The following is a 26392-nucleotide window of genomic DNA, read 5'->3' as shown; positions in this document are numbered from 1 at the left end:
CGGAGAATGCCATGTCCGTCGATCTCGCCACCGTCAAACGCGTCGCCCATCTTGCCCGCATCGCCGTCAATGAAGACGAAGCGCAGCGGATGATGGGTGAGCTGAACGGCATTCTGGGCTTCGTCGAGCAGCTCTCCGAAGTGAATGTCGATGGCGTCGAGGCCATGACCTCGGTCACGCCGATGGCAATGAAGAAGCGCATCGACGAAGTCACCGACGGCAGCAAGGCCGCCGACATCGTCGCCAATGCGCCGAATACCGATCAGAATTTCTTCCTGGTGCCCAAAGTCGTCGAATAACGGTTCCCTTCGAGCCTTTTCCGACCCGTTGCCCAATTCCAGATCTGAAGCGAAACAAAATGAGCGAACTGACCAGCCTGACCATTGCCGAAGCCCGCGACAAGCTGCGCGCCAAGCAGATTACCGCCACCGAACTGACCGAGGCCTATATCTCGGCGATCGAGGCCGCCAATGCTCAGCTCAATGCCTATGTGAAGGTGACGCCGCAAAAGGCGCTTGCAATGGCCAAGGTGTCGGACGCCCGCCTCGCGGAAGGCAAAGCCGGTGCGCTGGAGGGCATTCCGCTCGGCATCAAGGACCTGTTCGGCACGGAAGGCATTCATACGCAGGCCTGCAGCCACATCCTGGATGGTTTCGAACCGCACTATGAATCGACGGTCACGCAGAACCTCTGGAACGACGGCGCCGTCATGCTGGGCAAGCTCAACATGGACGAGTTCGCCATGGGCTCCTCCAACGAGAGCTCTTATTACGGCCCGGTGATCAACCCCTGGCGTGCCAAGGGTTCGAACCAGCAGCTCGTTCCGGGCGGCTCGTCCGGCGGCTCGGCCGCTGCCGTTGCGGCACATCTCTGCGCCGGCGCGACGGCCACCGACACCGGCGGCTCCATCCGCCAGCCGGCCGCCTTCACCGGCACCGTCGGCATCAAGCCGACCTACGGCCGCTGCTCGCGCTGGGGCATTGTCGCCTTCGCCTCGTCGCTCGACCAGGCTGGCCCGATCGCCCGCGACGTGCGCGACGCTGCCATCCTGTTGAAGTCGATGGCAAGCGTCGACAAGAAGGACACGACCTCGGTCGATCTGCCGGTGCCGGATTACGAAGCCGCGCTCGGCCAGTCGCTGAAGGGCATGAAGATCGGCATCCCGAACGAATACCGCGTCGACGGCATGCCGGAAGAGATCGAAACGCTTTGGCAGCAGGGCATTGCCTGGCTGAAGGACGCCGGCGCCGAGATCGTCAACATCTCCCTGCCGCACACGAAATATGCGCTGCCGGCCTATTACATCGTCGCCCCCGCCGAGGCGTCCTCGAACCTCGCCCGTTACGACGGCGTTCGCTACGGCCTGCGCGTCGACGGCAAGGATATCGTCGACATGTATGAAAAGACCCGCGCTGCCGGCTTCGGCCAGGAAGTGAAGCGCCGCATCATGATCGGCACCTATGTTCTCTCGGCCGGCTATTACGACGCCTACTACCTGCGCGCCCAGAAGGTCCGCACGCTGATCAAGCGCGATTTCGAGCTGGCCTTCAACGCCGGCGTCGACGCGATCCTCACGCCCGCCACGCCGTCCTCGGCCTTCGGCATCGCCGACGAGGACCTCGCTTCCGATCCGGTGAAGATGTACCTCAACGACATCTTCACGGTGACGGTCAACATGGCCGGCCTGCCCGGCATCGCCGTCCCCGCCGGCCTCGACCCGAAGGGCCTGCCGCTCGGCCTGCAGCTCATCGGCAAGCCGTTCGAAGAAGAAACCCTCTTCAAGACCGCCCACGTCATCGAACAGGCCGCCGGCAAGTTCACGCCGGCGAAGTGGTGGTAAGCATTACAATGGGACGAGCGGCTTAGTGAACGACCTCGTCAAGTTTCACGGCATCTAAAGCCACTAAGGGAAGGGTCGTCCGGCAGTCCGGGCGGCCCTTTTTCATGCGCCAACATCCCGCCCGGACGCCATCACATTTTAGACCGAAATACGATCATAAATTGCAGCGGGCCGCTTGGTCTCGTCCTCTGCAACCGAATCGGAAGGTCTCTTCATGCTCAAGCAAGTTACGGCGATTCTGCTCCTCGGCGTGTCATGTCCAGCGATCTCGCTGGCGGCCGATAATGGGGCCATTCGATCCATTACCCTGTCCTCGGGCGGTCTGGCCCAGGTATCCCGATCAGCCGATATCAATAGTGACGGCGTGATCCGGATCGAGGTTCCCCTTGATCAGGTCGACGACATCCTGAAGAGCCTGGTGGTCAACGGGTCTGCAGGCTCGGTGGCTGGCATGTCGCTGGCGGGGCCGCAGCCCTTGCAGGAGATCTTTAAGGGCCTGCCGTTCAGTCTGGAAGCGCTCTCATCCGTGCCATCGCTTCTGACATCGATGCAGGGCGCCAAGGTGTCGGTCACCAGCGGCGGCAAGACCGTTGAGGGAAACATTCTTGGGATAGAGACGAGGAAGGCCGACGAGAAAGCGACGGTGCACCTGCTGACTATTATCGATAAGGATGGTGCGGTGGAGACGCTGGCGCTCGGCGAGGATGCGTCCGTCCGGCTTGACGATCCCGACATGCGGGCAAAGCTCGCCAAGGCGGCTGCGGCCATTGCCCGCGGCAAGAACGATCGCACGCGTACCATCGATATCAAGGTGAATGGTGCAGGAAACAGCGGCGATATCGGCCTCACTTATGTCGTGCCGTCGCCGATCTGGAAAACCGCCTATAAGGTCGTCATCGAGGGAAATGACAAGGCGCACTTGCAGGCATGGACGGTGTTGGAAAATGCGAGCGGCGAGGATTGGAAGGGTGTCAAGCTGACGCTGACGTCTGCCGAGCCGGTGACGCTGAAGCAGGGTCTGCACCAGCTTTATTGGAGAGAGCGGCAGGAAGTGCCTGTTAACACGGCGTCCAACAATGTCCCTGATCCCGACAGTGGAGATCTCTCCAACAGGCAGCGTCTCGCTTCGAATGCCGAGGAGCGGGCCGCGCCCGCGCCTGCCAAGGCAATGATGGGCGGCTTCAGCAGAAAGGAGTACGCGGCTGACGTGCTGGAAAGTCCAGTCGCGCCGATGCAAATTGCCGCCGCCAATCCCACCGCCGCGACCGAAAGCGATATCTCGGCCACTTTCGAGCTTCCGGGGACCTACGATCTGGCCAATGGCGATACCTTGTCGGTGCCGATCATGGATGCTGAGGTGGAGGCCGACATGGTGGATATGTATCGGGCCGGCAGCGCTTATCGCAATCCCATCGCCGCCGTGATGCTCAAGAACACCACCGGGGTCAGCATGCCGCCGGGGATTCTGACGCTATACAACGGCAAGACCGGCTATATCGGCGATTCCCAGCTCTCGGCATTGCCCAAGGAGGACACGCGCCTCGCCAGTTTCGCGACCGATCGAAAGGTATCGATCAGCGAGCAGCAGACACCGACGGAGGAGATCGCCTCGCTGAAGGTTTCCGATGGCATGATGAATGCCGTCGTTAAATATCGCCAGACGACGACATACACCGTGTCAGGGGCACTCGACGGCGAAAGAACCGTTGTCATCGAGCACCCGATCAGGGACGGCTGGTCGTTTTCCTCGTCCGAGAGCTTCGGCAAGACGGCAACGCACCAGCGGCTCAAGGTGGTTGTGCCGGCCGGCACGGAAAAGACGCTGACGGCTGTCGACGAGCAGCTTCAGAGCAACAGTTACGCCCTGGTCGATGCCGAGCCGGACATGCTGCTCGGGTGGTCTGCGTCAACGCAAGATAAGGCGCTGACGGACAAGCTCGCAAACCTGGCGGAGGCGCGCAAGAAGCAGATCGCTGCCCAGAACGAGCTCGCAAGCTTCGATAGCGAAATGGAGAAGATCACCAATGAGCAGGAGCGGATAAGACGCAATATCGGCGCCGTGCCAGAGAATAGCGATCTGAAGAAGCGTTACTTGAAGGCTTTGGCTGACAGCGAGGATCAAATCGCTGCAGTCGATCAGAAGCGCGCTGCGATGCAGGAGGACAGCGATCGTCTGGGCGACCAGGTGGCCGGGATCATCAGGACATTCTGATCGCCAAGCACGTCCACACGTCACCTGCCTCAATCGGTGAGAGCCGCCCGATAGGGCGGCTCTCGGTAAGCGCTGTTTTCCCAGCACATTGACCAGGAACGTTGGCCCGTTTCGGACGCTGCGGTTGTGACAGAGGTGGCAAGAATGCGCCAGAAGCGGTCACCAGCTTGTCAGGTTAAACAACCTGTCCGGAAACATGGGGCAAGCTCACTCATGCGATGTGATGGGAATGTTATGATCTCATCTGCGTCAACATGGCTGATGTTGTATGCAGCAGTTTTCAGGTAGTGCTCCTCCCGATAGATAGTGTCATGTAATAGCCTGGAAATATCGAAAATGTGGGATTGGTTCCCTATCGTCTTCTTTCCGCTCAAGATTCTCGTGTTAGGCACGGGCATGTTCTTCGCCATTAAGTGGCATCGCGATCAAGAGAAGAAGAAATAACGAAACCAGCGGACCGTAAGCGCCCGCCGATCACAGAAGCGCCGCCCATTCTATCGATTGTTCAACTGCGCCCTCACCAGCCGCAATCCCTTTTCGCTGATGCGGTAGGGGTGACCGTCCTTGGATTTGATGGCCTTGAGGCGTTTCAGCCGCCGGAAGAGGTCGATATCGAAATCAGGGTAGACCCAGCCGTCACGCGTAAAGCAATTGGCGGTCTCGATCTTCTTGTTTTCGCTGCGTTCGATTTCGATGCGCCCGCCTTGGGCGAGCAAATGAAGGATGCGCTGTTCGGCGCGGGAAATGTCCATTGTTGTCAGAATCCGTATAGCGCCAAAGGGCGCACAAAAACGATCCGAGCCTTCCCTTGGGGAAGTCGGGGCTTCGTTTTTCAGGCCCGGCACGCAAGAAGACTTGCGAGCGGGGCCTTTACCGGGACTGACAAAAGTTAGACATCAAGACTCCATTAATGCACTTTTCTAAAACAGGTTGCGTCTCGCGGTCAAGCTCAACTCTGTAGGCGCTTTTCCATCGTCAGCCGTGCCGGCGAATCTCGCCGCTGGCAAAAGCCTTTGGCCGGTGCTTTACTACTCGCAGATGGCGGGGGCTCGATGATCCATATTCGCAATGCCCATGAAGGTGAAACGGCAGTATTGGCGAGCATCGGCCTGCGCTCCTGGCAGCAGGCCATGGGTGCCATCGGCGGCACAGGCGAGCTGTTGGAAAGCGCCAGCGAAGCCTTTGAAAATTTCACCCGCAATCTCTGGCTGACGATATCAGTCATAGAGTTGAACGGCGAGGCTGTGGGATGGGCCGCGCGCGAGGCGCTGGACGAGGCGATCTCCGATTTCTGGATCGATCCTGATTTCGTTCGGCGGGGTCTCGGCTCCGCTCTCCTTGCGCGGATCGAAGAGGACGTGCGCGGGCAGGGGCTGGAAAAGGTCTCCCTGCAGAGCCATGCGGGGAATACGGACGCCATCGCCTTCTTCAGGGCGCGGGGCTATGAGATCCGCTGGCTGTCGATCGTCTATTCCCCGAAGCTCGACAGCGACGTGCCGACGATCGGTCTTTCGAAATCGCTGGTCGAAGAGAGCGACGGCGCCTATGGACCGGGCATATAGCGCACCGCCGTACGCCGAAAGTCTTGCGCCGCCTCGCCAATTGCTCTACCTCACCAAAGCAGAAAACAGCATCATACAAGAGCTTCCCATGACCATTGTCGACGTCCGTACGCCAGATCCGAAACGCTTCATTCCCGGTGCCACCGGTGACTGGGAAGTCGTTATCGGGATGGAAGTCCACGCCCAGGTGCTGAGCAAGTCCAAGCTCTTCTCCGGCGCCTCGACGGAGTTCGGCAATCCTCAGAATTCCAACGTGTCGCTCGTCGATGCCGCCATGCCCGGCATGCTGCCCGTCATCAACGAGGAATGCGTCAAGCAGGCCGTGCGCACCGGTCTCGGCCTGAAGGCGCAGATCAACAAGCGTTCGATCTTCGACCGCAAGAACTATTTCTATCCCGACCTGCCGCAGGGCTATCAGATCTCTCAGTTCAAGGATCCGATCGTCGGCGAGGGCAAGATCGTCATATCCCTTGGCCCGGATCGTCAGGGCCAGTTCGAGGATATCGAGATTGGCATCGAGCGCCTGCATCTGGAACAGGATGCCGGCAAGTCGATGCACGACCAGCATGCGACGATGTCCTATGTCGATCTGAACCGTTCCGGCGTCGCGCTGATGGAAATCGTCTCCAAGCCGGACATCCGCTCGTCCGACGAGGCGAAGGCCTATATGACCAAGCTGCGCTCGATCGTGCGCTATCTCGGCACATGCGACGGCAATATGGACGAAGGCTCGATGCGTGCCGACGTCAACGTTTCGGTCCGTCGTCCAGGCGGCGAATTCGGCACGCGCTGTGAAATCAAGAACGTCAACTCCATCCGCTTCATCGGTCAGGCGATCGAGTATGAAGCGCGCCGGCAGATCGGCATTCTAGAAGACGGCGGTAAGATCGATCAGGAGACACGCCTGTTCGATCCGAACAAGGGCGAGACCCGTTCGCTGCGCACCAAGGAAGATGCGCATGACTATCGCTATTTCCCCGATCCGGATCTGTTGCCGCTGGAATTCGACGACGCCTTCGTTGCGGAGCTTGCCCAGCATCTGCCTGAGTTGCCCGACGACAAGAAGGAGCGTTTCGTCCGCGAGCTCGGCCTCTCGATCTACGACGCTTCCGTTCTGGTTTCGGAAAAGGCTATCGCCGATTATTTCGAAGCGGTTGCCGCCGGCCGCGACGGCAAAATGGCTGCCAACTGGGTCATCAACGACCTGCTAGGGGCTTTGAACAAATCAGGCAAAGCTATTGAAGAGACTCCGGTTTCGCCCGCTCAGCTCGGCGCGATCATCGATCTCATCAAGGCCGAAACCATCTCCGGCAAGATCGCCAAGGATCTGTTCGAAATCGTGCTCAACGAGGGCGGCGATCCCGCCGAGATCGTCGAAGCGCGTGGGATGAAGCAGGTCACCGATACCGGCGCGATCGAAAAGGCCGTCGACGAGATCATCGCCGCCAATCCCGATCAGGTTGCTAAGGTCAAGGCCAAGCCGACGCTTGCCGGCTGGTTCGTCGGCCAGGTCATGAAGTCGACGGGCGGCAAGGCCAACCCGCAGGCCGTACAGGCGCTGGTCAAGGCCAAGCTCGGCATCGAAGAGGAATAGCAGGTGTTCTTCGTCCGCACCGCCGGCGAGCAGGATCTGGAAAAGGTCCGTGCTCTGCTGCGCGAAACCTGGCATGCGACCTACGACCATATCTATGGGGCCGACAAGGTCAGCGAGTTGCATGCCTCCTGGCACTCTTTGGCATCGCTGAAGGCGCGGCTGGCGAAGAAGAACGCCGAATTCCTCGTCGCCGACGACGGCCGGGCGATCGGCGGCATGGGCTATGCCGCCATGTCCACGGAAATGACCAAGACGGTCATGCTCCATATGCTCTATGTCAGCCCAAAGCATCAACGAGAAGGCATCGGCCGCGATATCTTCGCCGAGCTTGAGACCTGCTTTCCGGACGCCGAGATCATGCGCCTCGAGGTCGAACCGCAAAACGAGCCGGCGATCGCCTTTTACCAAGCCCATGGCTTTGTCGAGGTCGGCCGCACGGAAAACTGCGGCGACGGGCAGTCGGGCATTCCGGCGCTGATCTTTGAGAAGCCTTTGGCTGCGTAATAGTCGGCTGGGTTCGAGCTGTGTTGTTGGCTTTTGGTCGATGGCACGGCTTTTGGTGCCTAGGCCGCCTATTCATTCTTTTCCGCCTTCTTATACCGTGCATGGAATTTCACCATCAGCTCCAGAAGCCGTTGCTTTCCGTACGTCAAATCCGAAACTGGGATACAGACGTGCTGCATATCCTCAGCCGCCGGCCGGATTGAGTGCTTTGAGTCACGAAGCTTCCTTGTAACGCTGCGCCCTGGGGCTAACAGCAACCAAATATGATGGTTTGGTTGACTCCAATCGAGCGGCTCGACGAAGGAAAACACACCATCGGTCAGGGTTATCGCAACGACGAATAAGCAAAGGCCCAGAAATATGATGCCCAACACCGTCCATAGGCTTCGCCGGGGCGCAGGGACGTCAATTTTCTCGATATCGTCCCAAGGGATAAAATCGGATCCCAATCGCGCATCCTTTATGCCTTCCGGCGATATGATCAAAATTGCCTTTCGTGCTCGAAAAATAAGCTTGAGCAATGCCACGACAGCAAGGCAGGCGGTAATCAACGCAAGTGATATCCACGCGATGCTTGTGATGATGTGACTTCTTGAAAGAAAGGCTATAAAAACAAGCAATATCGTGAAAAATATATACGCTGCCGCCTCGGATCCCAACGCAGAATTGGCGTATTCGATCGTATACGTTTCGCTGGTCGACATGATTGCTTTTCAGTTCCTCCACGGAACAAAGACGTAGGTACGATACATTGCCCTCACAAGAACTACTTATCCGCGAAGCGAAAGAATCCGACCTTCGTGCCTTGATCGGGCTCTTTGCCGCCGACGCCGTGGGCGGTCACGGCGATACGACCGACCCGTCTGCCTATGACGATTATCTCCGTGCGTTTCGCGCCATCGCGGCGTTGCCCGAGCAGACGCTCTATGTCACCGAACGCGCCGGCGAAGTGGTCGGGACGTTCCAGACGATGATCACGACGACGCTCACCGGACGGGGATCGTCCGCCATGATTATCGAGGCGGTTCAGACGCGGGCCGAGATGCGCGGGCAGGGGATCGGGGCGACGATGATCAATTTCTGCATTGAAGAGGCAAAAAACCGCGGCATGCGGATGGTGCAGCTGACCTCGAATGCGGTGCGCAAGGATGCGCATCGCTTCTATGAGAGATTGGGCTTCAAGCCGACGCATCTGGGCTTCAAGATGACATTGAAATGAGCCTGTTTGCCTGCTGGAATCACTGGACAAGCCGGTTCAGTGGCGGCATAAGCAAGCTATCGAATTCTGGTATCGCTCGCCGCTTAGCGGGTATCGAGGAAAAGACATGTGGAATCTCATCGTACAGACCTTCACCTGGTGGAACAGTCAGACCATGGGGACGCGGTTCGCGACCTGGCGGTTTGGCAAGCGTGTCGGCGAGGATGAATTCGGCAATGTCTATTACGAAGGCGGCATGTCCTCCTACGGCCTTCCGAAGCGCTGGGTGATCTACAAGGGCTATGCCGAAGCCTCCGCCATTCCTCCGGGCTGGCACGGCTGGATGCATCATCGTACCGACGTTCCGCCTTCCAAGGAAAACTATGTCGGCAAGGACTGGCAGAAAGAACATCGCGCCAACCCCACGGGCTCGCCGCAGGCTTATCGTCCGCCGGGTTCTCTCGCCGTTGCCGGCGAGCGTCCGCGCGTGACCGGCGACTACGACGCGTGGACCCCGGGCAACTGAACGGCCCGGTGACCGAGCGGAGAGGTCCGGCTCGTCCTTTGGCCACAATTGGACTTTAGGCGCGACATATGCCGGCTTCTGCTCGGCGCTTTGACCGAGACCAAGCGGAGATTGGCGGATATGACGTTTTCCACGCGGAGCGCTTCTTTGCGTGCAGCAGCTTTAGCGGGTGTTGCTCTCTTCGCCGGCATCATGGCAGTTTCCACTGCAGAGGCTGCCCGCATTGCCAATCCGGTTGCCGTCTTCTCCGGCCTCGACAAGATCACCGGCCGCATCACGACCTTCGATGTCTATGTCAATGAAACCGTGCAGTTCGGCGCGCTACAGGTGACGCCGCGCGCCTGCTATTCGCGAGACGAAACCGAGCAGCAGAAGGTGGACGGTTTCGTCGAGGTGGACGAAATTACGCTCGATCGTCGCATCCGTCGCATTTTCACCGGCTGGATGTTCGCCGATAGCCCTGGCCTCAATGCCGTCGAGCACCCGATCTATGACGTCTGGCTGAAAGAGTGCAAGCAGAAGTCCGACCTTCCGCCGCCGGACACCGCCGGCGCGAAATAATCGCTTTCGAGACATATGCGGCAGAATTGTACAACCCGCAGAAGCCTCGCTCCTGCGGGCGTGATTTTAGCTTCGCTCCGGATTGGTGGCCGCTGTAGCTATCGCTTGGCGATCGGCGATTTCCGACAGGTCGAGAGTAATCCGCATCCCGTCTTTCGGCCTGTGTCGCAGGAAGCCGCTGCGGTCCGGACAGGTTTTCAATTGACCACCATCCTGGAGAGCTTGGAGCCGCGAACGTGAGATCGGCAGTTCCGACGCCAGCAGCCGATCAAGGCGAAGGTTTATCGGGAATTCTGCTGATATCTCGATATCAAGCACAGTCCAGCCGCTTGCCTCACGCATCGTCTCCTTCCGAATGATGACATCCGGCGGCTCTTCGACGCGCTTGGTTTTCCGCTTCAGCCCGTCGAGATCGAATTCCTGCGTCCGGACCCACTGCGGATCGCTGCGCTGCAGTGCCTCGAGTGTGGAGGGGCCGAGATCGTGAACGGTCCGGCGCTCGAAAAGCGTCCGGTTCCACGTCTTGTCGCAATCGATGCATTTATAGACGAGCCAGGCATCGAGCCTCTTGCCATTGGCATTGAGCCTGATCTTGCCGCTCGATCTGAAGGGTCTCGGAGATCCGCAGCCGCTGCAGGCGATCCATGGCTGAGGCGAGGTTCGAGGAGAAATGGTCCAACGGACCTGAAGAATATTGCACATACCGTCGTGGTCTTCCGTCTGGAAGTCCACCAAGCTGGCGGTGAGACAAGCCCGTCAGGGCACGGTATGGCGATATTGCGGGACGGCTGAAGAGCTGAGACAGCGGTTGCTGCGTTAGGCGCGTTTTGACAATGCCAAACCGGTCTCAGGCCGTCACCCGATGGACATGATCATGCATCGGACGGCGTTATGCTGCCCCGATGCACTGGGTGATTTGGATGAGACCGGTATTTACGACGGCAAAGTGGAACCTCTATGCACCAACGCTCTTCGCCTGAAGGGATAGCAGACCACAACCGGAATTTGAAGTGGTCCAAAGCGTCCAGCGCTCAAGGCTGATCGTCGGAGAAGCTGAGATTGGGCGATTCCATCGCTTCCTCCAGCATCTTCGCATAAGCATCCTTCGGCACGTCGATGGCACCGAATGTCTTTAGATGCTCGGTGGTGAATTGCGTGTCGAGCAGGGTGAAGCCGCGTTCGCGCAGGCGCTCCACCAGATAGACGAGGCAGATCTTCGAGGCGTCCGTGCGGCGGGAAAACATGCTTTCCCCGAAGAAGGCGGACCCCAGCGAAACGCCGTAAAGACCGCCGACCAGCTGATCGCCTTCCCAGGCCTCCACCGAATGGGCATGGCCGATGTGGTGCAGGGTGGAGTAGAGCGAGCGGATCGTCTCGTTGATCCAGGTGCTCGGGCGGTTACTGGTCTGTTCGCCGCAGGCTGCGATGACAGCCTCGAAATCCGTGTCGAAGCGAATATCGAAGGGATTTTGACGAATCTTCTTCGCGAGACTCTTCGAGACATGAAACGTATCGAGAGGGATGATGCCCCGCAATTCCGGCTCGACCCAGAAGATTTCCGGGTCGTCTGCCGATTCAGCCATCGGGAAAAGCCCGATGGAGTAGGCGCGCAGCAAAATCTCCGGGGTAATGCCGGTATGTTTGCCGCGCGCTCCGGGCACTGGCTAGGCCGATGTTTTTGCCAGGTAGTTTTCCAGCCAGTGGATATCGTAATCGCCGTTGGCGATATCCTGATTGGAAACCAGATCCTGGAAGAGCGGCAGGGTGGTCTTGATGCCGTCCACCACGAACTCGTCAAGCGCGCGGCGCAGGCGCATCATGCATTCGACGCGGGTGCGGCCATGCACGATCAGCTTGCCGATCAGGCTGTCGTAGTAGGGAGGGATCTTGTAGCCCTGATAGGCGCCCGAATCGATGCGCACACCGAGTCCGCCGGGCGCATGGAAATGCGTGATCGTGCCGGGCGAGGGGATGAAGGTGCGGGCGTCTTCGGCATTGATGCGGCATTCGATGGCATGGCCCTGGAAATGCACTTCATCCTGCGTCACCGAGAGACCACCGCCGGAGGCGACGCGGATCTGCTCATGCACGAGGTCGATGCCGGTAATGGCCTCAGTCACCGGATGCTCCACCTGCAGGCGGGTGTTCATTTCGATGAAATAGAACTCGCCGTTCTCGTAGAGGAACTCGATGGTGCCGGCGCCGCGATACTTCAGCTTCTTCATAGCGTCGGCGCAGATCTTGCCGATCTTCATCCGCTGCTCGACGTTGAGCGCCGGAGAATTGGCCTCTTCCCAGACCTTCTGGTGACGGCGCTGCAGCGAGCAGTCGCGTTCGCCGAGATGGACCGCATTGCCTTCGCCGTCGCCGAAAACCTGGATTTCGATGTGGCGCGGCTTGCCGAGGTACTTTTCCATATAGACGGATTCATTGCCGAAGGCGGCTGCGGCCTCCGTGCGGGCCGTCGACCAGGCCTCGATCAGGTCTTCTTCCGTGCGGGCGACCTTCATGCCGCGGCCGCCGCCGCCGGCGGTTGCCTTGATGAGCACCGGATAGCCGATCTCGCGCGCTGTCTTCAGCGCGTCCGCCTCGGTCTTCACCTCGCCGTCGGAACCCGGAACGACGGGAATGCCGAGCTGCTGCGCGGTGGCTTTGGCGGTGATCTTGTCGCCCATGAGGCGGATATGTTCCGCCGTCGGACCGATGAAGGTGATGCCGTGCGCCTCGAGAATATCGGCGAACTTGGCATTTTCCGAAAGGAACCCATAGCCGGGATGCACGGCGTCCGCGCCGGTGATCTCGCAGGCGGCGACGATCTGATGGATGTTGAGATAGCTTTCGCGCGACTGCGGCGGGCCGATGCAAACGCTCTCATCCGCAAGCCGTACATGCATTGCGTCGGCATCGGCGGTGGAATGCACCGCAACGCTCGCAATGCCGAGTTCCTTGCAGGCGCGCAGCACCCGCAGGGCGATCTCTCCGCGATTGGCTATGAGAATCTTCGAAATCATGGGCATGGCGTTTACTCGATGACGACCAGGGCTTCGCCGTACTCGACCGGGCGTCCGTCCTGAACGAGGATTTCAGTCACCGTGCCGGACTTTGGCGCCGGGATCTGGTTCATCGTCTTCATGGCTTCGATGATCAGCAGGGTCTGGCCCTCCTTGATGGTCGAGCCGACCTGGATGAAGGCGGCCGAGCCCGGTGCCGGCGCCAGGTAGGCGGTGCCGACCATCGGTGCGCTGACGACGTTATCGGGATTGCGGGTCTTGCCTGCGGGTGCTGCGGCGGCCGGGGCGGCGGCTGCTGCAGCCGGAGCGGCATAGGCAGCCGGGGCGGCGATCGGCGCCTGAACATATTGCATCGTGCCGGCGCGCGACACGCGGATGCGCAGATCTTCCTGTTCGACTTCGATCTCGGTCAGATCCGTGTCGTTGAGAATGTTGGCGAGATCGCGAATCAGCGCCTGGTCGATACCCGATTTCTTTTCAGCCATTGGATTTCTTGCCCTGTATTTTTGTTATTGGGTGATGGATTTAAGCGCATGAAGCGCCAGGATGTAGCCATAAGGTCCGAAACCGCAGATCATGCCCTTTGCAGCGGGCGCGATCATCGATTTGTGCCGGAATTCTTCGCGTGCGTGGATGTTGGAGATGTGCACCTCCACCACGGGAATGGAAATGGCGCGGATCGCATCATGCAGTGCGATCGACGTATGACCGTAGGCGCCGGGATTGATCGCGATGCCGGCGGCCTTGTCGTCCGCCTCATGCATCCAGTCGACCAGCACGCCTTCGTGATTGCTCTGCCGGAAATCGATAACGAAGCCCAGGCTTTCGCCCGCGGACTTGCAGTCGGCTTCGATATCCTTCAGCGTCTTGCCGCCATAGATGCCCGGCTCGCGCTTGCCCAAGGCATTCAAATTGGGTCCGTTGAGGACAAAAATTGTTTGCGCCATCAGATGTTCCGTCAAAGTGCAGCGCAACCTATAGACTCCCGAGGCCCTGTAGGAAAGCCCCGGAGCGAAGGTTGCATGTCTCTAGGTGTGGAAACGCCGCGATTTTGGCATTTTTGCGCCGCGCAAGGACGCGGCGCCGATTCGAAGATATGAAAATGCGGGCGGGCTATTCGCTTTTCCGTCGTGAAGGTGGTTGTCGCGCCAATCAGCAGCTGGTTTTGCCGCAGCCGCGGACATTGGCGATCTTCTGCTTGATGGCGTCGAGGCCGATCGCCCCGGAGATCATTTCGTTGCCGATGACATAGGCCGGCGTGCCTGTGACGTTGAGATCGGAGGCAAGCTGGTAGGTTGCCTTGATCATGTCGGTGTTCGGTGCTTTTGCCATTTCGGCGCGGATGGCGGATTCGCTGACGCCGAGCGAGGTGGCGACCTCGATGGCTGTATCTTCGGAGGCGCGGCCATCGCTGCCCAGGAGCTTGCGGTGGAACTGCTCGTATTTTTCAGGCGCAAGCTCGCGGAAAGCGTTGGAGACGCGGGAGGCGGCGACCGAATCCTGGCCGAGGATCGGGAATTCCTTCAGCACGAAGCGCACGTCCTTGTCCTGCTTCAGCAGCGTGTCCATGTCGCCGAGCGCATGCCGGCAGTAGGTGCAATTATAGTCGAAGAATTCCACGACGGTGATACTGCCCTTCGGATTGCCGATGGCCACATCATCCTTGGAATTGAAGATCGCGTCCTTGTTCTGGTCGATCACCTGGGACGATTGTGCGACGCGGGCGTCGTCCTGCTTTTTCTCAAGTGCCGCCTGGGCGTCCAGCAGCACCTCCGGATGCTCGACGAGATATTCCTTGATGAAATCCCCGATTTCCTTCTTCTGCTGGTCATCCAGCGCGGCGGCCGGCTGGATTGCGGCGAAGGACGCTGTCAGGGCAATCGCCGAAACCGTCAGCAGGCTTTTGAGAGAAAAGGTCATTGGGTCCTCGTTTGGATCTGAGCGGAGACGTCATTCTCGGATGCGCCATAGCATCGTCGGGTTAACATCCGCAAACATGCATCGACAATTTACGGTGCCTGCTTATTTCCAGAAACAGGAATTTTCACGACAAAGCCGCAATCGCAGGATTGTGAACGAGCCGATATTGCGGCAAATGTCGCATGCCGATCCGATCCGAGAGAGAATTGATCTTGTTTTCCCTATCCAAGCGCAGCGATGTCGAACCCTTTCATGCCATGGATGTCCTGGCGGAGGCGACGCGCCGCCGCCAGGCCGGGCACTCGGTCATTTCCATGGCGGTCGGGCAACCCTCGCATCCCACGCCGCAGGCGGCATTGGAGGCAGCGCGCGCAGCCCTTGGCCATGGTCGCATCGGCTATACGGATGCGCTGGGAACGCTTGCCCTGCGGCAGGCGCTCTCCGCTCATTATCAGGCGCGCCACGGCTTGAGCATCGATCCGAAGCGGATTGCCATCACCACCGGCTCGTCGGCCGGCTTCAATCTCGCCTTCCTGACATTGTTCGACGCCGGCGACAGCGTCGCCATCGCCCGGCCGGGCTATCCAGCCTATCGCAATATCCTTGCAGCGCTCGGCCTTGATGTCGTCGAGGTCCCGGTCACCGAGGAGACCCAGTTTACGCTCACGCCTGAAAGTCTGGAGGCGGCACAGGCGGCAAGCGGTAAGCGGTTGAAGGGCGTATTGCTGGCAAGCCCCGCCAATCCCACGGGCACGGTGACGGGCAGGGCGGCGCTGAAGGTGCTTGCCGATTATTGCGCCGACCGTTCCATCGCCTTCATCTCCGACGAGATCTATCATGGGCTGACCTTCGTCGGCGAGGAGACGAGCGCGCTGGAGCTGACCGACGAGGCGATCGTCATCAATTCCTTCTCGAAATATTATTGCATGACCGGCTGGCGCATCGGCTGGATGGTCTTGCCGGAGCGGCTGGTGCGGCCCATCGAGCGCGTGGCGCAGAGCCTCTACATTTCCGCGCCGGAATTGTCGCAGATCGCCGCCGAGGCGGCACTTGGCGCTGGCGCCGAGCTCGATGTCTATCGCGAGAGCTATGGCCGCAACCGCGATTTCCTGATGCGCCGACTGCCTGAGATCGGCTTACGCATCGCCTCGCCGATGGATGGCGCCTTCTACGCCTATGTCGACGTCAGCCGATTTACAAACGACAGCATGGCCTTTGCCCGTAAGATGCTGGCGGAAATAAATGTCGCCGCCACGCCCGGCCTCGACTTCGATCCCGTGGATGGACATCGCGCGATGCGGATCTCCTATGCTGGCTCGAATGCCGAAATCGAGGAAGCCACCGAACGCATGGCGGCCTGGCTGAAATAAATTAGGGATCAATGAATTAAACGAGCTTGCGGAACTGCTTTCGCAAGTCGCGACGCCGTACGCCTGTACGTGGCTGAAACATGCTTTAAAACAAAAATCCGGCCGCGTCGCCACGGCCGGATCTTTCTCAATTCATTCGTTATCGGGCTTCTTAGAAGAAGCCGCGGCGCTGCCACCAGCCAGCCTTCTTCGGCTTGGTCGGCTCACCTTCGCCGTCGCCGCCTTCATTGGTGCGGTTGGAGGTTACCACCGGTGCCGACGAGGAAACATTGGACTCGCGGTTCGCGCGCGCCGGTTTGGCTTCGTCCTCGATTGCCTCTGACGTGGCTGCATTGTCGAGAGCTTCGGCAACCGTTTCGGTTTCGCCCTCGGTCGCGGATGCTTCCTCGACAACAGGCGTCTCGACCGGCGATGCCTCGGCAGCCTTTGCTTTCCGGCGACCGCGGCCCTTGGCGGGCTTCACATCCTCGGTGACGGTCGCTGCCGTTTCGACGGCTGCCATGGCCGGCTGAGCCTCGACAGCGGCTTCGCCTTCGACAACGGCAATCTCTGCCACCGTTACGCTTGCCTCTTCTTCGCTGCCAGCGTCGTCGCTGTCGGCCTCGAAGGCCTCACCGGCTTCCGATTCGCTACCTTCGGCTTGTTCGTCACCCTGGCCTTCACGGTTGCGACGGCCGCCGCGCTTGCCGCGCCGGCGGCGCTTGCGCTTCTGCTGTGCGTCGTCTTCATTGTCGGCGGATGCGGCGTTCTCGGCGCCGGCATCGCTCTCATCCTCGTCGCCCTCTTCACCGTCAGCGTCTTCTGCAGCAGAGACATCATCGGAAGCCGATGCTGTCTGGGCATCGTTGCCGCGACCACGACGACGGCGGCGGCGCTTGCGCTTGCGGCCATTTTCATTGCTTTCGGCGCGGGCGGGCTGCTGTTCCGTGCTCGCAGCCTTTTCTTCCAGCTCCTCGTCTTCGTCCTCATCGGCCTCGATGACGATATCGTCGTCATCATCGTCGGGGATGGCTGCGAAGTTGAACAGGCTTTCGATCTTCACCGGATTGGCGACAGGCTCGCCGCGGTCGATCGCGAAATGCTGCGTCCCGACGGCATTGTCGGCATCGATAACGATCGCGACGCCGAAGCGGCTTTCGTAATCGATGATCGTCTGGCGCTTGTGATTGAGGAGATAGAGCGCGATGTCCGGCGTCGTGCGCACGGTGATGTCGTGCGTCGTGTTCTTGAGCAGGTATTCCTCGATGCCGCGCAGGACGTGCAGCGCGACGGAGGACTGCGAACGCACATGGCCCGTACCGCCGCAATGCGAGCAGATCTGCGTCGTGCTTTCCAGAACCGAGGCGCGGATGCGCTGGCGCGACATTTCCAGAAGGCCGAAATGCGAGATGCGGCCGACCTGGATGCGGGCGCGGTCGTTCTTCAGGCACTCCTTCAGCTTCTTCTCGACGGCGCGGTTGTTGCGCTTTTCTTCCATGTCGATGAAGTCGATGACGATCAGGCCGGCAAGGTCGCGTAGACGAAGCTGACGGGCCACTTCATCGGCGGCCTCCAGGTTCGTCTGGAGCGCGGTATCCTCGATCGAATGTTCACGGGTCGAGCGGCCCGAGTTGACGTCGATCGAAACCAGGGCTTCCGTCTGGTTCATGATCAGATAGCCGCCGGACTTCAGCGTGACCTGTGGCTGCAGCATGCGGTCGAGCTGTGCCTCGATGCCGGAGCGCGAGAAGATCGGATGGATGTCGCGATAGGGCTGGACCACCTTGGCATGGCTCGGCATCAGCATCTTCATGAAGTCTTTCGCTTCACGATAGCCTTCCTCGCCGGAGACGATGATCTCGCCGATATCCTTATTGTAGAGGTCGCGGATCGAGCGCTTGATCAGGCTGCCTTCTTCATAGACGAGGCAGGGAGCGGTCGAAGCGAGCGTCAGCGTGCGGACGTTTTCCCACAGGCGCATCAGATATTCGAAGTCGCGCTTGACCTCGACCTTGGTGCGGTTTGCACCGGCCGTGCGCAGGATGACGCCCATGCCTTGCGGCACTTCGAGCAGCTTGGCAATTTCCTTCAGGCGCTTACGGTCCTGCGGGTTGGTGATCTTGCGGGAAATGCCGCCGCCACGCGCCGTATTCGGCATCAGAACCGAGTAGCGGCCTGCGAGCGAGAGATAGGTGGTGAGTGCTGCACCCTTGTTGCCGCGCTCTTCCTTGGCGACCTGCACCAGCAGGATCTGGCGGCGCTTGATGACTTCCTGGATGCGGTACTGTTTGCGCGGTTTGCGCTGGGTACGATCGGGAACCTCTTCCATCGCATCTTCGGCGCCGACGGATTCGATCACTTCCTCTTCATGGTCGTGATCGTCATCGTCGTCGTCATCATGGCGACGCTTGGAGGAGCGGACGTCTTCGGAGATCGAATCGGTTTCGACCATGGCGGCCATTTCGCCCGACGGACCGTCCTCGTCCTCGCTCGGCGCATCGACGGCTACCGTCGCTTCCGGAGCGGCCTCTTCGGCGGGAGCCTCCGCTACCACCTTCTTGCGGCTGCGGCGCGGCTTCGCCTTCTTGGCCGGAACTGCTTCCTCGGCGGGCGCTGCCTCCGGGGCAGAGGCCTCTTCCGCGATCGCGGCCGGCACTTCGGCTTCTTCGCTCCCCTTGGGAACGATGCCGATATCGGGCTGTTCCTGTTGCGAAAGGTCGAGCGCGGTTTCGACGTGCTCGACATCATCGTCGCGGCGATGCTCTTCGGCCTCGGCCTTCAGAAGCGCCTGGCGATCGGCGAGGGGGATCTGATAATAATCGGGATGGATTTCGGCAAAGGCCAGGAAGCCATGCCGGTTGCCGCCGTAATCCACGAAAGCGGCCTGAAGCGAAGGCTCGACCCTCGTTACTTTTGCAAGATAGATGTTGCCGCGGATTTGCTTCTTGTGCTGAGACTCGAAGTCAAATTCTTCTATGCGGTTCCCGCGAACGACAACGACGCGCGTCTCTTCCTCGTGAGACGCATCGATAAGCATTTTGTCTGCCATGAAAGCTGTGCTCCTCGGCGCAGACAAGCGGATGGGGGCCTGCCTGTCACTGGGACAAGCCGGACATGGTCCGCCATTGCTGCACCGGATAATGAAAGTCGCAAGTGGTTCGGCGATGACAGCATCCAGACGGCAGCCGGGGCATCAGTTCCCTGGGGTCTGTTGACTTTCTGAAAAAGCTGCTGCGGTAACATCCGTAACCAAGCGAGATCGACTATGCCTTAGACCCACAAAGGGGTCCGATGAATGTGCTCTTTAAAGAGCGTTTGGTGGCTCTCCACCGATGAATTTCCCGTCTGAAACCGGAAATTCAGATATCCACTGTTCGGAGCGGAAGTACTGCAGACGGCGGATGACTGCCGCTTATGGCGCCTGGTACTCGAGGCGGCTGCCTTTGCGGCGACTCTATCCCGTCAACACTTCTACCCTAATATGCGTTGTATGTTTTATCTGTCACAATAGCAAGGGAAAAGCCAAGTATGCCATAATATTGATGGATTCGTCGGATGATGAGGACGCGAGAGGATGTATCAACGATTCGTCTCCCGGCGCATCGTCGGTGCGGCCATCACGTCAAACCTGGTTCCCGCTATTGGGGCTTCAAAAACAACGCTGAAACCAATATGGGGCGCGTTGGACACTTGGTAAAGGGATTGCGGCATGTGGCGGAGATTGGCGTGAGGGCTTTGCGATTTGCGGCAGCGGCCCTTGCCCTTGTGATTCTTGTCGTGTTTTCGGCATTTGCGCCTGCCTCGGCGGCGGATGGCCCGTTGCTCGCCTATGGCGCGCGCATAGCAGGCGACGATGCCCGCACACGCATCGTCATCGACATGGACCGAGAGCCGGTCTTCACGGTCCATTATCTCGACAATCCCGCCCGCGTGGTGGTTGATCTGCCGGCAACAGCATTCGGCTTCCCGGCCGCGGATCTCAAGCCGACCGGTCTCTTCAAGGATATCCGCTACGGCACGATGGATGCAGACAGCGCCCGCATCGTGCTGACGGCGAAAAAGCCGGTGAAGCTGGTCATGGCCAAGGTACAGGCCGATGAAGGCGGCAAGGGGCAGCGGCTCGTGCTCGATGCCGAGATGGTGCCCGCCGAACAATTTGCCGAACTGGTGAAGAAGCAGAGCTGGACGAGCGACGATACCGCCAGGGACGTCGGTCCGGTCGAGCCGACGCAGAAGGCCGATCCGAATATCTTCCTCGTCGCCGTTGACGCCGGTCATGGCGGCATCGACGCGGGCGCGACCGGCACCGACGGCGTCACGCAGGAAAAGGACATCACGCTCGCCTTCGCGAAGATGTTTGCCGACAAGCTGAATGCCCAGCCCGGCATCAAGGCCTTCCTTACGCGCGACAAGGATCAATATTTATCGCTGTCGGAGCGGGTGACCATCGCGCGCCAGAATCGCGCCTCGCTTTTCATCTCGCTGCACGCCGATACGCTGAAGCAGAAGGATATCCGCGGCGCGACCGTCTATACGATCTCGGACAAGGCTTCGGACCGGCTTGCCGGCGAAGTCGCCGATCGTGAAAACAATTCCGATCAGATCGCCGGGGCCGACGCTCAGGCGCAGCCGGCCGCCGTCAACGACATTTTGATGGACCTGACCCGCCGCGAGACGCAGGCCTTCTCCATCTCGCTGGCACAGGATGTGTTGTCTTCGTTCAATGGCCAGGTCTCCATGATCAACAATCCGCACCGCCACGCCGGCTTCCAGGTCCTGACGGCGCCGGATGTGCCCTCGATCCTGCTGGAGCTCGGCTTTCTCTCCAACAAGGAAGACGAGAAGCTGTTGCTCGATCTCGATTGGCGGCAAAAGGTCGCCGACAGGCTGGCCGAGGCGGTGAAGAAGTATCGCGTATCGATCATCGCGAACGGCGGCTGACGGCGCGGAATGCCATGATCGGCCGTGGCTTCCATGTCACAGCTTTAAATATTAGAATTGAATGAAACTTGGAATACGGGGGCGAGCCCTATTTTGCTCACATTCCCGCCTTTACAGCGAACTATCATCCGCTCGCGAGTGAAGCACGGCTTTGTTTCAATGCCGTCTTGCATTAACACCGCGAGCATGCAAAACGCCCGTGGTTATGCGATGATCTCGCGCACATGCCGCATGAAGAACAAGCACCGGTAGTATCACATGATCAGACTGATTGGATATTTCTTTGGGCTGGGCTGCCTCCTGTTTCTGGGTGTGGCGGCTGCGGCGGCCATCTATCTGAGCGTGGTCTCCAAGGAACTTCCCGACTATGAGGTGCTTGCGAAATACGCACCGCCGGTGACGACACGCATTCATGCCGGCAACGGCGCCTTGATGAAGGAATATTCGCGGGAGAACCGGCTTTTCGTGCCGATCCAGGCCATTCCCGATCGCGTCAAGGCAGCATTCCTTTCCGCGGAAGACAAGAATTTCTACAATCATCCCGGCGTCGACGTCGGTGGTCTGGCACGCGCCATTGTGGTGAACCTGCAGAACATCGGTTCCGGCCGCCGCTTCGTCGGCGCGTCGACCATCACTCAGCAGGTCGCCAAGAACTTCCTGCTTTCCGCCGACCAGACCTTCGATCGCAAGATCAAGGAAGCCATTCTCTCCTTCCGCATCGAGCAGGCCTACAGCAAGGACAAGATCCTCGAGCTCTATCTGAACGAGATCTATTTCGGCCTGAATTCCTACGGCATCGCCGGCGCCGCGCTCACCTATTTCGACAAGTCCGTCAACGAGCTGACCATTGCCGAAACGGCCTATCTGGCCTCGCTTCCCAAGGGCCCGTCCAACTACAATCCGTTCCGCCGCTCCGAGGCAGCGCTGACCCGCCGCAATTGGGTGATCGACCGCATGGTGGAGAACGGCTATGTCAGCCAGAGCGACGGCGAAGAGGCAAAGAAGCAGCCGCTCGGCGTCGTGCCGCCGAAGAGCGGCCCGTCGCTCTTCGCCTCGGATTACTTCGCCGAAGAAGTCCGGCGCCAGCTGATCGACCAATACGGCGAAAAGACCCTTTATGAAGGCGGTCTTTCCGTCCGCACCTCACTAGACCCGCAGATGCAGCTCGAAGCACGCAAGGCCCTGCAGGACGGCCTGGTCGATTATGACGAGCGTCGCGGTTACCGCGGCCCGCTCAAGCAGATCGCGACCTCGCAGGATTGGGGCGCCGAGCTTGCCAAGGTTCCCGCGCTGAGCGACGTGCCGGAATGGCAGGTCGCCGTCGTCCTCTCCACCTCCGATCAGGGCGTCGATATCGGATTGCAGCCGAGCGTCGATGCGGCGGGCAAGGTTTCGGCCGAGCGCAGGCGCGGCACGATCGCCGCCGCCGATATGCGCTGGGCCTACCGGTCGGCGGGCGGCAAGTCGGTGAAATCGCCGAGCGGTGTGCTGGGTGCCGGTGATGTGATTTACGTCCAGAAGACCGGCAACGCCGATTCCGGCAGCTATCGCCTGCGTCAGCCGCCAAAGGTGCAGGGCGGCCTGGTCGTCATGGATCCACATACCGGCCGCGTGCTCGCCATGGTCGGCGGCTTCTCCTATGCACAGTCCGAATTCAACCGCGCGACCCAAGCAAAGCGTCAGCCGGGTTCGTCGTTCAAGCCGTTCGTCTACGCGGCCGCGATGGATAACGGCTATACGCCGGCCTCCGTCATTCTCGACGATCCGCTGCAGATCACGCTCAGCAACGGCGATGTGTGGAAACCGACGAACTACGAAGGCGAGGGTGGCGGCGTGCACACACTGCGCTTCGCCATCGAACACTCCCGCAACTTGATGACGGTCCGTCTCGCTTCCGACATGGGCATGCCGCTGGTGGCCGAATATGCCGAGCGCTTCGGCATCTACGACCATATGAACCCGGTTCTCGCCATGTCGTTGGGTGCCGGCGAAACGACGGTGCTGCGCATGGTTTCGGCCTATTCGGTCATGGCCAACGGCGGCAAGCAGATCAAGCCAACCTTGATCGACCGCATCCAGGACCGCTACGGCAAGACGATCTTCAAGCATGAGGAGCGCGTCTGCGACAACTGCAATGTGAATGCCTGGCAGAATCAGGACGAGCCGGTCATCGCCGATAATCGCGAGCAGGTGCTCGATCCGATGACGGCCTATCAGGTTACGTCGATGATGCAGGGCGTCATCATTCGCGGTACGGCCGCCGGCAAGATCAAGCTCAACACCGATGTCGCCGGCAAGACCGGCACCACCAACGATGAAAAGGATGCCTGGTTCGTCGGCTTCACGCCGAGCCTCGTTGCCGGCCTCTACATCGGCTACGACACGCCGATCACGCTCGGCCGGGGCGGCACCGGCGGCGCGCTCGCAGCACCAGTCTTCAACGAATTCATGCAGGTGGCGACGAAGGATGAACCGCCGGAGAAGTTCCAGGTTCCGGCTGGCATGACAATGGTCGCGGTCAATCGCGCGACCGGCATGGCCGCGCAGCAGGGCGATCCGAATGCCATCATGGAAGCCTTCAAGCCCGGCACCGGCCCGGCAACGAGCCTCCAGGTCATTGGCGGCGGCGATGCTGCCGCGCAGGTGGCGCCGGAGGAAATTCTAAGGACATCACCGCAGGCGAACCAGGCGGTTACGTCCGGGGCGGGCGGTCTCTTCTGATCCCATCCTATTTGTCAGATCGCCATGCCGCGGGGCTTTACAGCCGCGGCATGTATATCTATGTCACCAGCACTCTTTGAATTGGATGGCCGTTCGTCTCGAGCGGCGAAATCAAGAAGCAGGATCATGAGAGCCGAAATCGAGAAAATAGTCGACGAAACCAAGCAGGCTATCACCCTGCTGAGGAGGCATCTTTGACTGGGACCAGGCGGTAAGACGACTGGACTGGTTGAATAACAAGTCAGAGGATCCGACCCTCTGGAATGATGCTTCCGAAGCACAGAAACTGATGCGCGAGCGCCAGCAGCTCGATGACGGCATCAGCGGCGTGCGCGCCCTCGAACAGCAGCTTGCCGACAATGTCGAGCTGATCGAGCTCGGCGAGGAAGAGGGCGACGCCGACGTCGTGCGCGACGCGGAAGAAGCCCTGAAGGGCCTCAAGGCCGAAGCTGCCCGCCGGCAGGTGGAAGCCATGCTCTCCGGCGAGGCCGATTCCAACGATACCTATGTCGAAGTCCATTCGGGCGCCGGCGGCACCGAGAGCCAGGATTGGGCGAACATGCTGCTGCGCATGTATACCCGCTGGGCCGAGCGTCAGCGCTTCAAGGTGGAGCTGCTGGAAGTCCATGACGGCGAAGAAGCCGGCATCAAGTCCGCGACGCTGCTCGTCAAGGGCCACAATGCCTATGGCTGGCTGAAGACCGAATCGGGCGTGCATCGCCTTGTGCGCATCTCGCCCTATGACAGCAATGCCCGTCGTCATACGTCGTTCTCGTCGATCTGGGTCTACCCGGTCGTCGACGACTCGATCCAGATCGATATCAACGAAAGCGATTGCCGTATCGACACCTATCGCTCGTCCGGCGCCGGCGGCCAGCACGTCAACACCACCGATTCGGCCGTGCGCATCACGCATATCCCGACCGGGATCGTTGTGCAGTGCCAGCAGGAACGCTCGCAGCACAAGAACCGCGCCAAGGCCTGGGACATGCTGCGCGCCCGCATGTACGAGGCGGAACTGATGAAGCGGGAAGAGGCTGCCAACGCCGAAGCCGCTTCCAAGACGGATATCGGCTGGGGTCACCAGATCCGTTCCTATGTCCTGCAGCCCTACCAGCTGGTCAAGGATCTGCGCACCGGCGTTGCCAGCACGGCTCCCGGCGATGTTCTGGACGGTGATCTCAACGAATTCATGGAAGCCGCCCTTGCGCACCGCATCAGCGGTGCCGCCGATGCGGTCGTCGACGACGTCGAGTAAGTTCGAACATATCAGCACCAATGAAAAAGCCCCGGAGACGGGGCTTTTTCATTGGCAGGTGCGCTGTTGATACGCCGTAAATTCTAGCTTCAATCCGAAAACTGTTCCGCGAGGATCCGATCCGACCACGATCTGTCCGGATCGGAAAGAATGCGGGCTGTCGTATCTTCGCTCTGGCGGATTTGGATGCCGAGGACGGATTTGACCTCGGCATTGTCGGCGGCGGCGTTGACCGGGCGTTTTTCCGCTTCGAGCACGGTGATGTCGACCGTGACCTTGTTCGGCAGCAGCGCTCCGCGCCAGCGACGGGGACGGAAGGCGCTGACCGGCGTCATGGCCAGCAGCGGTGCCTCCAGCGGCAGGATAGGGCCGTGGGCGGAGAGATTATAGGCCGTGGAGCCCGCCGGCGTCGTTACCATCAGGCCATCGCAGATCAGCTCCGGCAGACGAACCCGGCCGTCGATCTCGACCTTCAGTTTCGCCGTCTGATAGGACTGGCGAAACAGCGACACCTCGTTGATGGCCAGCGCGACGCGGGAGCTGCCATCCGCATTGCGCGTGGTCATCTGCAGCGGATGGAACGCATTTTCGACAGCCGCCTCGATGCGCTCGGCCAGGCAATCCGTTCGATAGTCATTCATGAGGAAGCCGATCGAACCGCGGTTCATGCCATAGACGCACTTGCCGGAATTCATGGTGCTATGCAGTGTCTGCAGCATGAAGCCGTCGCCACCGAGCGCTACGACGACATCCGCACTCTCCTGTGGCGTCTGGCCATAGAGGAGAATCAGTTCCTGCTGCGCCGCCTGAGCCTCCGGCGCGGTGGAGGCGAGAAAGCAAACGGATTGAAGATTGCGTGACATGCAATGTCCTTTAAGTGGCCATACTAGGTAATGTTATTCCCCTCCTGCGACAAGACGTTTCACTCGGACTGGTAAATCGTTGAAGCCACACACTGATCCCCAGCTTTAAGACCGAACGAGTGATTTTCCCTTTACAGGATTTCAAAATCTGTTAGTTGGCATGCCCATATGCCCTTGTAGCTCAGTTGGTAGAGCACCTGATTTGTAATCAGGGGGTCGCGGGTTCGAACCCTGCCGGGGGCACCAGATTTTTCCGGTCCGTTCTGGACACATAGGTTACGGTTTATTCCTGAGACATAGGTAACACTTTTGGACCGAAAGGGTTCGGCAAA

23 protein-coding genes and 1 tRNA gene are annotated in these 26392 nt (G+C 59.9%); 14 read left to right on the top strand and 10 right to left on the bottom strand.

The window, feature by feature from the left end; translation table 11 throughout:
• Nucleotides 1-11 precede the first annotated feature (11 nt).
• The 3 genes from gatC (at nucleotide 12) to ACPYOP_RS07180 (ending at nucleotide 4052) form a co-directional block, all read left to right on the top strand.
• Nucleotides 12-299, top strand: a complete 288-nt coding sequence (gene gatC, locus ACPYOP_RS07190; protein WP_120663643.1) for an Asp-tRNA(Asn)/Glu-tRNA(Gln) amidotransferase subunit GatC — start codon at nucleotides 12-14, stop codon at nucleotides 297-299.
• 59 nt (nucleotides 300-358) lie between these two features.
• On the top strand, nucleotides 359-1840 hold the full coding sequence (gatA, locus tag ACPYOP_RS07185) for an Asp-tRNA(Asn)/Glu-tRNA(Gln) amidotransferase subunit GatA (RefSeq protein WP_481409705.1): 1482 nt from the start codon (nucleotides 359-361) through the stop codon (nucleotides 1838-1840).
• 214 nt (nucleotides 1841-2054) lie between these two features.
• Entirely contained in the window at nucleotides 2055-4052 is a 1998-nt protein-coding gene (locus ACPYOP_RS07180) for a DUF4139 domain-containing protein (protein ID WP_481409704.1), read from the top strand.
• Nucleotides 4053-4546: 494 nt separating this feature from the next.
• Here the strand turns inward: ACPYOP_RS07180 and ACPYOP_RS07175 are convergent, their stop codons facing one another.
• Nucleotides 4547-4804, bottom strand: coding sequence for a YjhX family toxin (locus ACPYOP_RS07175; RefSeq protein WP_481409703.1), 258 nt, complete (start codon nucleotides 4802-4804; stop codon nucleotides 4547-4549).
• Nucleotides 4805-5104: 300 nt separating this feature from the next.
• Here ACPYOP_RS07175 and ACPYOP_RS07170 point away from each other — a divergent pair, with 300 nt between their 5' ends.
• The 3 genes from ACPYOP_RS07170 (at nucleotide 5105) to ACPYOP_RS07160 (ending at nucleotide 7712) form a co-directional block, all read left to right on the top strand.
• Nucleotides 5105-5614, top strand: coding sequence for an N-acetyltransferase family protein (locus ACPYOP_RS07170; RefSeq protein ID WP_481409702.1), 510 nt, complete (start codon nucleotides 5105-5107; stop codon nucleotides 5612-5614).
• A gap of 88 nt (nucleotides 5615-5702) precedes the next feature.
• The gene (gene gatB, locus ACPYOP_RS07165) at nucleotides 5703-7208 is read left to right on the top strand and encodes an Asp-tRNA(Asn)/Glu-tRNA(Gln) amidotransferase subunit GatB (RefSeq protein ID WP_481409701.1); all 1506 of its coding nucleotides are present in this window, start codon (nucleotides 5703-5705) and stop codon (nucleotides 7206-7208) included.
• A 3-nt stretch (nucleotides 7209-7211) separates the two neighbouring features.
• Entirely contained in the window at nucleotides 7212-7712 is a 501-nt protein-coding gene (locus ACPYOP_RS07160) for an N-acetyltransferase family protein (RefSeq protein ID WP_481409700.1), read from the top strand.
• Nucleotides 7713-7780: 68 nt separating this feature from the next.
• On the opposite strand, the gene ACPYOP_RS07155 is transcribed toward ACPYOP_RS07160, so the two are convergent.
• Nucleotides 7781-8416 carry a hypothetical protein gene (locus tag ACPYOP_RS07155; RefSeq protein WP_481409699.1) on the bottom strand — a complete coding sequence of 212 codons (636 nt, stop codon included), beginning with the start codon at nucleotides 8414-8416 and terminating at the stop codon, nucleotides 7781-7783.
• 47 nt (nucleotides 8417-8463) lie between these two features.
• Here ACPYOP_RS07155 and ACPYOP_RS07150 point away from each other — a divergent pair, with 47 nt between their 5' ends.
• From ACPYOP_RS07150 to ACPYOP_RS07140, 3 genes are all read left to right on the top strand, one after another.
• Nucleotides 8464-8931 carry an N-acetyltransferase family protein gene (locus tag ACPYOP_RS07150; RefSeq protein ID WP_481409698.1) on the top strand — a complete coding sequence of 156 codons (468 nt, stop codon included), beginning with the start codon at nucleotides 8464-8466 and terminating at the stop codon, nucleotides 8929-8931.
• Nucleotides 8932-9037: 106 nt separating this feature from the next.
• Nucleotides 9038-9436 carry an NADH:ubiquinone oxidoreductase subunit NDUFA12 gene (locus ACPYOP_RS07145; protein WP_481409697.1) on the top strand — a complete coding sequence of 133 codons (399 nt, stop codon included), beginning with the start codon at nucleotides 9038-9040 and terminating at the stop codon, nucleotides 9434-9436.
• Nucleotides 9437-9556: 120 nt separating this feature from the next.
• Nucleotides 9557-9997 carry a DUF2155 domain-containing protein gene (locus ACPYOP_RS07140; protein ID WP_481409696.1) on the top strand — a complete coding sequence of 147 codons (441 nt, stop codon included), beginning with the start codon at nucleotides 9557-9559 and terminating at the stop codon, nucleotides 9995-9997.
• A gap of 66 nt (nucleotides 9998-10063) precedes the next feature.
• On the opposite strand, the gene ACPYOP_RS07135 is transcribed toward ACPYOP_RS07140, so the two are convergent.
• The 6 genes from ACPYOP_RS07135 to ACPYOP_RS07110 form a co-directional block, all read right to left on the bottom strand.
• Entirely contained in the window at nucleotides 10064-10699 is a 636-nt protein-coding gene (locus ACPYOP_RS07135; protein WP_481409695.1) for a DUF1062 domain-containing protein, read from the bottom strand.
• A 329-nt stretch (nucleotides 10700-11028) separates the two neighbouring features.
• The gene (gene aat / locus ACPYOP_RS07130; RefSeq protein WP_481409694.1) at nucleotides 11029-11658 is read right to left on the bottom strand and encodes a leucyl/phenylalanyl-tRNA--protein transferase; all 630 of its coding nucleotides are present in this window, start codon (nucleotides 11656-11658) and stop codon (nucleotides 11029-11031) included.
• Between the two features lie 3 nt (nucleotides 11659-11661).
• On the bottom strand, nucleotides 11662-13014 hold the full coding sequence (accC, locus tag ACPYOP_RS07125) for an acetyl-CoA carboxylase biotin carboxylase subunit (RefSeq protein ID WP_481409693.1): 1353 nt from the start codon (nucleotides 13012-13014) through the stop codon (nucleotides 11662-11664).
• A 5-nt stretch (nucleotides 13015-13019) separates the two neighbouring features.
• Nucleotides 13020-13493 carry an acetyl-CoA carboxylase biotin carboxyl carrier protein gene (gene accB / locus ACPYOP_RS07120; RefSeq protein ID WP_481409692.1) on the bottom strand — a complete coding sequence of 158 codons (474 nt, stop codon included), beginning with the start codon at nucleotides 13491-13493 and terminating at the stop codon, nucleotides 13020-13022.
• Nucleotides 13494-13517: 24 nt separating this feature from the next.
• Nucleotides 13518-13955: a type II 3-dehydroquinate dehydratase gene (gene aroQ, locus ACPYOP_RS07115; protein ID WP_481409691.1), complete on the bottom strand. Its 438-nt coding sequence runs from the start codon at nucleotides 13953-13955 to the stop codon at nucleotides 13518-13520.
• Nucleotides 13956-14160: 205 nt separating this feature from the next.
• Nucleotides 14161-14928 (bottom strand): DsbA family protein, encoded by a 768-nt coding sequence (locus tag ACPYOP_RS07110; protein ID WP_481409690.1) that lies wholly within the window; start codon nucleotides 14926-14928, stop codon nucleotides 14161-14163.
• A 212-nt stretch (nucleotides 14929-15140) separates the two neighbouring features.
• On the opposite strand from ACPYOP_RS07110, the gene ACPYOP_RS07105 reads away from it, so the two are divergent.
• On the top strand, nucleotides 15141-16298 hold the full coding sequence (locus tag ACPYOP_RS07105) for a pyridoxal phosphate-dependent aminotransferase (RefSeq protein ID WP_481409689.1): 1158 nt from the start codon (nucleotides 15141-15143) through the stop codon (nucleotides 16296-16298).
• A gap of 151 nt (nucleotides 16299-16449) precedes the next feature.
• On the opposite strand, the gene ACPYOP_RS07100 is transcribed toward ACPYOP_RS07105, so the two are convergent.
• Nucleotides 16450-19326, bottom strand: a complete 2877-nt coding sequence (locus tag ACPYOP_RS07100; RefSeq protein WP_481409688.1) for an Rne/Rng family ribonuclease — start codon at nucleotides 19324-19326, stop codon at nucleotides 16450-16452.
• A 641-nt stretch (nucleotides 19327-19967) separates the two neighbouring features.
• Between ACPYOP_RS07100 and ACPYOP_RS07095 the strand changes: the two genes are divergently transcribed.
• The 3 genes from ACPYOP_RS07095 to prfB all read left to right on the top strand — a co-directional run bounded on the left by ACPYOP_RS07095 (nucleotide 19968) and on the right by prfB (nucleotide 25197).
• Entirely contained in the window at nucleotides 19968-21218 is a 1251-nt protein-coding gene (locus ACPYOP_RS07095) for an N-acetylmuramoyl-L-alanine amidase (RefSeq protein WP_481409687.1), read from the top strand.
• A 258-nt stretch (nucleotides 21219-21476) separates the two neighbouring features.
• Nucleotides 21477-23939: a penicillin-binding protein 1A gene (locus ACPYOP_RS07090; RefSeq protein WP_481409686.1), complete on the top strand. Its 2463-nt coding sequence runs from the start codon at nucleotides 21477-21479 to the stop codon at nucleotides 23937-23939.
• Nucleotides 23940-24065: 126 nt separating this feature from the next.
• Nucleotides 24066-25197 (top strand): peptide chain release factor 2 gene (gene prfB, locus ACPYOP_RS07085; protein ID WP_481409685.1). Its coding sequence is split into 2 segments (ribosomal slippage): nucleotides 24066-24134 and nucleotides 24136-25197, totalling 1131 coding nucleotides; the frame shifts between segments, so codons are not numbered across the junction.
• Between the two features lie 89 nt (nucleotides 25198-25286).
• Here the strand turns inward: prfB and ACPYOP_RS07080 are convergent.
• Entirely contained in the window at nucleotides 25287-26060 is a 774-nt protein-coding gene (locus ACPYOP_RS07080) for an NAD kinase (protein WP_481409684.1), read from the bottom strand.
• A 170-nt stretch (nucleotides 26061-26230) separates the two neighbouring features.
• Here ACPYOP_RS07080 and ACPYOP_RS07075 point away from each other — a divergent pair.
• Nucleotides 26231-26306: transfer RNA gene (locus tag ACPYOP_RS07075), tRNA-Thr, on the top strand.
• Nucleotides 26307-26392 lie beyond the last annotated feature (86 nt).

This window comes from Rhizobium sp. KNZ2-6A, from assembly GCF_056755475.1.
Note: the sequence above shows the minus strand (reverse complement) of the source record. Positions and strands in the feature narration are given on the sequence as shown.